Here is an 8,712-nt window from a genome sequence, read left to right on the forward strand (position 1 = left end):
TTTCTCACACTAGCGCGTTTCGTTTTGCCAACTCGATAAGTTCTACCAAGGACTTGGCTTTGAGTTTTTGCATAAGCCTCTTTTTATAGGTGCTGACGGTCTTGTTACTTAGAAACATGCCTTTGGCGATTTCTTTATTGGTGCGGCCTTGTGCAAAAAGTTGCAAAACCATTAATTCCCGGTCATTAACGGCCTTGAACAGTTCCAGCTCTTCGGAATTACCTTCCGAGCCGCAAGCGTTCAATGCCTGGCTCGGGAAATAGTTATAACCCGATAATACCGCGCGAATCGCACTCAGCAATTCACTCAGGTCGCCCTCCTTGCACACATAGCCGTCGGCGCCAGAGCGCATACAGCGGGTGGCAAACAGGGTTGGGCATTGTGCCGTCAGGATGAGGGTTTTCATCGGGGTGTTCATGGCGTTGAAGCGGCAGAGTACTTCGAGGCCATCAAGTTTCGGAATACTGATATCCAGAATGATCAAATCCGGAAGGCATTCGCGAACCATTTGTATCGCATCACAACCATTATCCGTTTCGCCGACGACCTTATAACCTTCATGTTCCAACAACATTCGAATCGCCAGCCTGATAACAGGGTGGTCATCGATGATGAAAACTGTGTTCATAATCACATTCCATGCAAGTGCAAATAAAGCGGGCACATTAGCTCAGAAGCTGAGGAAGGAGCATGAAGCTCAAGGGGAATAGGTACAAAACAGGAAAAATCCTACATTAAAAAAGGTATCGTCTTACGAGTTGCTGAGGCTTTGTGGGTGTTTGTGTCTGAGCATGGGGAGCGACGGGGCTCCTGTCGCTGCCAATGTTTTAGTAGCCGGGTTGTTGTAAGTTTTTCTTATATGAACATGTTTAAATTCCTACATTTAGAGTGGCGGGTATCAAGTCAATCAGTTCGTCGCGGTTTAACGGCTTTGCCAAGTAACCCAGCAATGGCAAGTTACGTTGCAGGGCTTGGGTATTCAGGTTTTCCAGTTCGAGTGCGGGCAAGCCGCTGAGCAAGATGGCTCCCACGATAAAACCTCCGCGACTGGCGATTTCGACCAACTCCAGCCCTGGCAGGTCGGGCAGGCATTGGTCGCACAGCATCAGGTCGAAGGGCTGTTCGCACTGCGTCATCAGCCGGATCGCCTGTTCGGCGTTTTCAGCCAGGGTCAACCGGTCGAAACCGAAGCTGTTGAGCAGGCACTGGGTCGCCAGCAACTGAAAAGGGTGATCCTCCACCAACAGGAGGCGAAGGCGATATCTAGGCATAAGAAGGGCACACGGTGAGTCAAGCGGCGATTGGGCGGGGCGTAGGAACGTCTCGCCATGCCCCCTAAGAGGGTGCGTGATTATTCATCGGCGGTTTGTACGAATTCGATCAGGCCGCTCTGTTCCCATCGTAGGGAGATTCTTTTCAGGGAACAGACGCGTGATCGAAAACATTATTGAGGGCTTGAGCGCCCGGTCATTTCCCGCGCCATCTCAGTGGCGTAGCTGTCGGTCATGCCGGCGATGAAGTCAATCATTCGCAGGAACGAGGCGTGCAGCGACCAGGCCGGATCCGGTGCGCTATTGCCGAGCAGATCGAGGATGCGTCGGTTCTTGAACGACGGCGTGCGCCCGCCATGTTGCTCAAGGGCTGCACCACAGAAGGCGTTGAGGAGAATTTCCAGCGTGGTGTAGGCGCCGATTTCATGCAGGGTCTTGCGCTTGTCCTGGAAGATCTTCTTGCGCGCCATGTCTTTGGCATCCAACACACAACGCTTGGCGGGGCCGTGCATATGCTCGACCAAGTCACCAGGCAGCATGCCGGCCAGCAGGGCGTCCTGTTGTTCGACAAAGGCCCGCGCCGCCGCATTGGTCAGGTGTTCGATGGCCTTGCCGCGCAGGATCGCCAGTTTGCGTCGACGCGAATCCTGGGCGCCGAGTTGCCGATAGGTCTGCGGCAGGTCGTCGCCCACCAGGTCGAGGAGCAGCGACTCGACCTCGGCGTATTGCAGCAAGTCCATTTCCAGGCCGTCTTCCAGGTCGATCAAGGCGTAGCAGATGTCGTCTGCCGCTTCCATGAGGTACACCAGCGGGTGGCGGGCCCAACGTTGTTCTTCGAGTTGCGGCAGGCCGAGCTTGTGGGCGATCTGTTCGAGGATCGGCAGTTCGCTTTGATAGCAGCCGAACTTGTGCTTCTTGTAGCCCAACGAGTCCGCGTGGCGCGCGGTCCAGGGATATTTCAGGTAGGTGCCCAACGTGGCGTAGGTCAGCCGGGTACCGCCGTCGAACTGGTGGTATTCCAGCTGCGTGAGTACCCGAAAGCCCTGGGCGTTGCCTTCGAAATTGAGGAAGTCATTGCGCTCGGCGGTGCTCATGTCGTCCAGCCAGCCGCGCCCGGCCGCCTGCTGGAACCAATGGCGAATCGCATCTTCGCCGGAATGCCCGAACGGCGGGTTGCCGATGTCATGGGCCAGGCAGGCTGATTGCACCACCATGCCCAGGTCGCTCGGGTCGCACCAGTCGGGCAGGGCGCTGCGTAGCGTTTCGCCCACGCGCATGCCCAGTGACCGTCCGACGCAGCTGACTTCCAGTGAATGGGTCAGGCGCGTGTGGATATGGTCGTTGCTCGACACAGGGTGCACTTGGGTCTTGCGGCCCAGGCGGCGAAACGCGCCGGAGAAAATGATGCGGTCGTGGTCTTTGTGAAACGGGCTGCGGCCCAGTTCTTCCGGGCTGTGCAGCGGTTTACCAAGACGTTCGCGGGTCAGCAGGGTGGGCCAATCCAAGGCGGGTACTCTCCGTGCGGTGAATGACCCGCCCAGCTTCCCGGTTCCGCCTTGGCGGGGCAAGCAAAAATCTACAGGCCGGCCGCGTCGATATCGATCAACAGCAAGCGCTGGCCATTATCGAAGAATTGTCCGGCGGTCAGGCAATACTGGTTGGTGGTGGCATCGCGGTAGGTCGAGGACAGCGTCAGGCGCCGCTCCTCCCAGCCTTCAGCCAGCAGATGATAGAAGTATGGGCGCCACGACCAGTTGTGGCCCAGATAGCGGCTGTCGGCTTGCCAGGCGTCCTGGCGCCATTCGAAGTTGGGCGTCAGTTGGGTGCCATGGCGGTCGCATTGGTAAAAGCGCAACAACCATGGATAGTCCGGCAGTTGCGGCAGCTGGCTCAGTGGCGCCTGGCCCTGGGCCCAGGCCTGCAGGATGCTCATCAGCTCGGCCAATTGCCGGCGCAGTTGCATGACGCGCCCGCGCTCCGCCAGTTTCTGCTGGACGTACGCGGCACGCAGTTGGGCAAAGCGCGGCACGAAGGCATCGGTGGCAAACCAGTCCAACTGGGCCTGGGCGAACAGATAGCCCTGCACATAACGCGAGCCACACTCCAGGGCGAAGCTCAACTGTGCCTCGGTTTCAACCCCCTCGGCGATGATCCAGCAGCCGGTTTTTTCCGCCATTTGCGCCAGGGCGCGCACCACTTCGCTGCTGGGGCCTCCGCGGGCGGCTTCCTGGAACAGGCGCATGTCCAGCTTGAGAATGTCCGGCTGCAAGGCCAGTACCCGGTCGAGCTGGGAATAACCAGCGCCGAAGTCATCGATGGCAATGCGCGCGCCGGCCTCGCGATAGCGCGCCACCACATCGGCCAGGCGCTGGATATCACCACCCAGTTCAGTGATCTCGAACACGATACGGGCCGGGTCGACGTCATGGGCTTTGAGCTGTTGCAGGCTGGGCAAGGCCTGGCCGACGCGCAAGCGGTTGATCCAGCGCGGCGAGATGTTCAGGCTGAGGAACCAGTCCTGCGGCACCTCATGCAGGCGGCTCAAGGCGTTGTCACGAATCTGCCGGTCCAGGCGACGCAATGCTCCGCCTGGGGTGCGCGGGTCGGCAAAGAGCGGGCCGACGGAGAGCAGGCGGCCATCAGCCTGGCGCAGGCGGCCGAGGGCCTCAACGCCGGCAATGCGTCCGGTGGCGGTGTCGATAAACGGCTGGAAGCAGGCGAGCGGTTGCCCGTCAATCACGGGGCCTCCTTAAAAGCGTTGGCGAAAAAAGACCCGGCCCTCGCAGGAGGGCCGGGTCGTTTCTGTTTGCAAGAATGCAGCCAGCAGGGCTCAACCTTTGCGTGAAGCGCCTTGCATGGCCAGTTTGATCAGTGGAATCAAGCCAGCGCCCAGTCGCACTAGGCGGGTCAGGCTACTGATGCTGCCGCCCTTGGCACCCTTGCCAGTAAAGAAGCCGATCAGCGTCACCGCCGCCACGCCCCACAGCGGCGCGTGCTTGATGCCGAGGCTGTCCTGCCAGTTATGGCTCATGTTGCGCACCTTGGTCAGGGGCAGCATCAGTTGCTGGGACTCGTGGCGGATTTCCTGGCGATGCATTTCCATGCGCAGGCGGATCAACGCCTTGCGCATTTCCCGACGGGTCGTGGAGGGCGGGATTTCATTCAGGCTCATGGCAACAGGCGCTCCCGATCATTGGCCAGCTCTTCGAGCGTGGCGTGGAACGGCGTGGACTCATCGAACACCGCTGCTTTCAGGCGCACGCCGCAAAAGGCTGCCGCCAGGGTATAGAACACGCAGAGGCAGACGATCCCGGTCAGGCGGTAGCCGGTGTCCCACACCAGGATCATCACCAGGGTCGACAACCCCACCAGCAACAACAGGGCAAACACCAGCGCCAGGCCGGCAAACAGCAGCAGGCTGACCGTGCGCGCCTTCTGTTCCTGCAATTCGATACCAAACAGTTCGACATGGCTGTGCAGCAAGCCCAGCACAGCCGCACCCAGGCGCCGTGAGGTAGAACTTGGGCCCGTTGACGAGCCGGATTCGCCGATAGACATGATTTAGCGCCTTGTAGCCAACAGGCCGATCAGAAAGCCCACGCCGGCGGCAATGCCCACCGACTGCCAGGGGTTGGCCTGCACGTAATCTTCCGTTGCCGTGACGGCGGCCTTGCTGCGCTCGCGCAGGGAATCTTCGGTCAGTTGCAGGGTTTCGCGGGCCTTGAGCAGGCTGTCGTGGATCTTGGCGCGCAGCTCGTCGGCCTGGTCGCCGGCCAGGATGGCGGTGTCGTCGAGCAACTTTTCGGTATCGCTGACCAGGGTTTGAAAATCCGCCATCAGTATTTCTTGAGCCGTCTTCGTCGTTTTGCTGGCCATGGTTATCTCCGTGAGTGGCTGATCTATGCGTGTGGTTTCGAGTCACCGGTGTCGGTGAAGGTTCATTGCAATTGTGTGGTACAGCTTTTGCTTTGCCTTGGTGCGCCTGCCCCTGGGCCTGCGCTGAATCTGGGCGGTCGGGGCTCAAGCCTACAAAAACCTTACCCAAAATAACTGAAACTCGCGGAAAAACCCTGTCGGGGATGGCCCGTTGTGCTGATCGCTGCGCTAAAGCGGTTCACACCCTCGCAAGAGGGGTGGGGCCGCTGGTGCCAATTTAGTGCGCGATTCGCTGGCTTGAACCGCTTTGGTGCTTTTTGCCTTTAATGCAGGCCTGCCAACCTCCATGGAAAATTTGCAAAGCGCGGTGGACACTCTTGTCCATAGCTCCAACACTCTGTTCATCCTGATTGGTGCGGTCATGGTCCTGGCCATGCATGCCGGTTTCGCCTTCCTCGAAGTCGGCACCGTGCGCCAGAAGAACCAGGTCAACGCCCTGTCGAAGATCCTCAGCGACTTCGCCATCTCGACCCTGGCCTATTTCTTTATAGGCTATTGGATCTCCTATGGCGTGAGTTTCATGCATCCGGCCGCGGTGATCAGTGTCGATCATGGCTATGGCCTGGTGAAGTTCTTCTTCCTGCTGACCTTTGCCGCCGCGATCCCGGCGATCATTTCCGGGGGCATTGCCGAGCGTGCAAAGTTCGCTCCGCAGTTGTGCGCGACGGCGTTGATCGTAGCCTTCATCTACCCGTTTTTCGAAGGCATGGTGTGGAACGGCAATTTCGGCCTGCAAGCCTGGTTGCTCGCGACCTTTGGTGCCCGCTTCCATGATTTTGCCGGGTCGGTGGTGGTGCATGCCATGGGCGGCTGGCTGGCGCTGGCGGCGGTGCTGTTGCTGGGGCCGCGCAATGGACGTTATCGCGAAGGGCGCCTGGTGGCGTTTGCGCCGTCGAGTATTCCGTTCCTGGCGCTGGGCTCGTGGATTCTGATCGTCGGCTGGTTCGGCTTTAACGTGATGAGCGCCCAGACCCTGGACGGGGTCAGCGGCCTGGTGGCGGTCAATTCGTTGATGGCCATGGTCGGTGGCACCGTGGCGGCCCTGGTGATCGGTCGCAACGACCCCGGCTTCCTGCACAACGGCCCGCTGGCCGGGCTGGTGGCGATCTGCGCCGGTTCCGACCTGATGCACCCGGTGGGCGCTCTGGTCACGGGGGTAGTGGCCGGTGGCCTGTTTGTGTGGTGCTTTATCGCCGCCCAGGATCGTTGGAAAATCGACGATGTACTGGGCGTGTGGCCGCTGCATGGCCTGTGCGGCGTGTGGGGCGGCATTGCCTGCGGCATCTTCGGCCAGGCGGCCCTGGGCGGTTTGGGCGGCGTGAGCCTGCTCAGCCAGTTGATCGGTACGGCCCTCGGCGTGGTCGTGGCGCTGGGCGGCGGCCTGCTGGTGTATGGCGTGATCAAGCACGTACATGGGCTGCGCCTTAGCCAGGAAGAGGAGTATTACGGCGCGGACCTGTCGATCCACAAGATCGGCGCAGTCAGTCAGGATTGATCGGCGCCTCTTCGTCAGTGCCCGGGTGCGAATAAAAGCCGTGCAGCAGGCGGTAGCGGTTATGTCGCACTTCATCCACCCGCGCCTGCACCTGATGGTCCGGCAGGCCCAGCAGGATCAAGGCGTGGGAGGCGAGCATCAGGCTCGACTCCAATAGCTCCGGCACCACTTCGCTGGCGCCGGCGGCTTTCAGCTCGGCCAGTTGGCTGTCGTCGCGGGTGCGCACCAGGATCGGTACCTGCGGGTTGATCCGGCGCGCCTCCTTCAGCACCGCCAGGGCCACATCGGTATTGTCCACCGCGATCACCACCAACCGCGCCCGCTCCAGGCCGACCGCGCTGAGCAAGGCGCCACGGCGGCAGTCGCCGTAGTGCACGCTGCTGTCTTCGGTGGCGGCTTCCTGCACCCGTTCCGGGTCATCATCCAGGGCGATGTAAGCCTGTTGTTCCCGACGCAGGAAACGCCCGATGGATTGGCCGACCCGCCCGTAGCCACAGATCACCGCATGCCCGTGCAATTGGGCGTTGAGCGCGGTGATGGCTTCCAGTTGTACTTGCTGGTTGGGTTTACGGTGCAGCCGCAGGGCGATGGCCGGTGCGGCGCGCAACAGCAGTGGGGTCAGCAGCATCGAGCAGAAGGTCGCGGCGAGCAGCAGGCCGTTGAATTCATCGGGTATCAGCCGGCCCTGTTGCATCTGCGCCATCAATGCAAAACAAAATTCGCCGCCCTGGGCCAGGGCCAGGCCACTGCGCCAGGCGGTTTCGCTGTCGCTGCCACGCAGCTTGACCAGTGCGGCCACCACACACCCTTTGACCAGCATCAGCGTGAGGGTCAGGCCGAGGATCAGCAGGCTGTGGCTAAGGAACAGTTGCAGGTCGATCAGCATGCCGATGCTGACGAAAAACAGCCCCAGCAGGATGTCGCGAAATGGCCGGATATCCGCTTCGATCTGGTGCCGGTAGTGGCTTTCTCCCAGCAGCATGCCGGCCAGAAAGGCGCCGAGGGCAGGGGAGAGCCCAAGCAAATGGGTGAGCCAGGCCGTCAGCAGGACGATCACCAAGGCCAGCAGCACGAACAGCTCAGCCGAGTGGGAGGCGGCGACTTCATGGAACAGGCGTGGCAACAACCAACGGCTGGCGAGCAACAGGCCAATGAACAGCACCCCGGTCTTGCCCAGGGTCAGTGGCAGCGCCCAGTACCAGGCCTGTTCACTGCTGCCGGTAAACACCGGCACCAGCGTCAATAGCAGCACCGCGACCACATCCTGGAACAGCAACACGCCAATCGCATTCTGGCCATGGCTGCTGAAGATTTCTCCGAGGCTGGTCAGCTCCTTGCTGACGATGGCCGTGGAGGACAAGGCCAGCCCGGCGCCGAGCAACAGTGCGACGCCGGGCGCGAGCCCAAACCCCATCAACAGGCCTCCCAGCAGCATCCCGCAGCCCAGTACCTGCAAGCTGCCCAAGCCAAACACCACGTGGCGCAGGGCGAGCATCTTGGTCAGGGAAAACTCCAGGCCCAGGGAAAACAGCAGGAACACCACGCCGAGTTCGGCCAGGTCGGGCAATGCTTCACTGTCATTCACCCAGTCGAGGGCGGTCGGTCCCACGGCCAGGCCCACGCACAGGTAGCCCAGCACGGGGGGCAATTGCAGCCGGCGAAACAGCGCAATCACCACCAGGGATGAGGCCAGAATGATCAGCAGGTTGGCGAACACAAGCATCTCCGTTGCGGGGCGAGCGGACAAAAGGCCGTGAGAGTGGCTGAGTCAGTTATAGGCCATGGTGATCTGGGTCAGGGTTTTATTGTGGTCGGCGGGCTTATTGTGGTTGATGAGCTGCCGTGGCAAGCGGGCCTATTGTGATGTTTGTGGCGAACGGGCTTGTTGTGGCGAGCGGGCTTGCCCCGCGTTGGGCTGCGTAGCGGCCCCAATGGGGGTGTCAGAAATTTTGTGTTCGGGCATAACATGAGTAAGAGGTGCATGTATGCCAACCAAAAAGAAACCTGCGT

General features: G+C 60.6%; 9 protein-coding genes. 1 reads left to right on the forward strand and 8 read right to left on the reverse strand.

The window, feature by feature from the left end; translation table 11 throughout:
• Positions 1-4: 4 nt before the first annotated feature.
• From AC1Q6I_RS27065 to AC1Q6I_RS27095, 7 genes are all read right to left on the reverse strand, one after another.
• Positions 5-628 (reverse strand): response regulator transcription factor, encoded by a 624-nt coding sequence (locus AC1Q6I_RS27065; RefSeq protein WP_024074245.1) that lies wholly within the window; start codon positions 626-628, stop codon positions 5-7.
• Positions 629-869: 241 nt separating this feature from the next.
• A complete protein-coding gene (locus AC1Q6I_RS27070; protein WP_024074246.1) occupies positions 870-1,271 on the reverse strand; it encodes a response regulator in 402 nt (133 codons plus the stop codon).
• A gap of 173 nt (positions 1,272-1,444) precedes the next feature.
• Positions 1,445-2,776 (reverse strand): deoxyguanosinetriphosphate triphosphohydrolase, encoded by a 1,332-nt coding sequence (locus AC1Q6I_RS27075; RefSeq protein ID WP_024074247.1) that lies wholly within the window; start codon positions 2,774-2,776, stop codon positions 1,445-1,447.
• Positions 2,777-2,847: 71 nt separating this feature from the next.
• A complete protein-coding gene (locus AC1Q6I_RS27080; RefSeq protein ID WP_024074248.1) occupies positions 2,848-4,011 on the reverse strand; it encodes an EAL domain-containing protein in 1,164 nt (387 codons plus the stop codon).
• Between the two features lie 90 nt (positions 4,012-4,101).
• Complete coding sequence (locus AC1Q6I_RS27085) at positions 4,102-4,443, reverse strand: hypothetical protein (RefSeq protein WP_024074249.1); 342 nt, start codon at positions 4,441-4,443, stop codon at positions 4,102-4,104.
• Positions 4,440-4,829, reverse strand: coding sequence for a phage holin family protein (locus tag AC1Q6I_RS27090; RefSeq protein ID WP_024074250.1), 390 nt, complete (start codon positions 4,827-4,829; stop codon positions 4,440-4,442). The genes AC1Q6I_RS27085 and AC1Q6I_RS27090 overlap by 4 nt, the downstream gene beginning before the upstream one ends.
• 3 nt (positions 4,830-4,832) lie before the next feature.
• Positions 4,833-5,147: an ElaB/YgaM/YqjD family protein gene (locus AC1Q6I_RS27095; RefSeq protein ID WP_024074251.1), complete on the reverse strand. Its 315-nt coding sequence runs from the start codon at positions 5,145-5,147 to the stop codon at positions 4,833-4,835.
• Positions 5,148-5,493: 346 nt separating this feature from the next.
• On the opposite strand from AC1Q6I_RS27095, the gene AC1Q6I_RS27100 reads away from it, so the two are divergent.
• Positions 5,494-6,702, forward strand: a complete 1,209-nt coding sequence (locus AC1Q6I_RS27100) for an ammonium transporter (protein ID WP_041161126.1) — start codon at positions 5,494-5,496, stop codon at positions 6,700-6,702.
• Here the strand turns inward: AC1Q6I_RS27100 and AC1Q6I_RS27105 are convergent.
• Positions 6,689-8,425 (reverse strand): cation:proton antiporter, encoded by a 1,737-nt coding sequence (locus AC1Q6I_RS27105; RefSeq protein ID WP_146015782.1) that lies wholly within the window; start codon positions 8,423-8,425, stop codon positions 6,689-6,691. The genes AC1Q6I_RS27100 and AC1Q6I_RS27105 overlap by 14 nt on opposite strands.
• Positions 8,426-8,712: the final 287 nt, after the last annotated feature.

The sequence above is a fragment of the Pseudomonas sp. MPR-R2A5 genome (genome assembly GCF_058793055.1).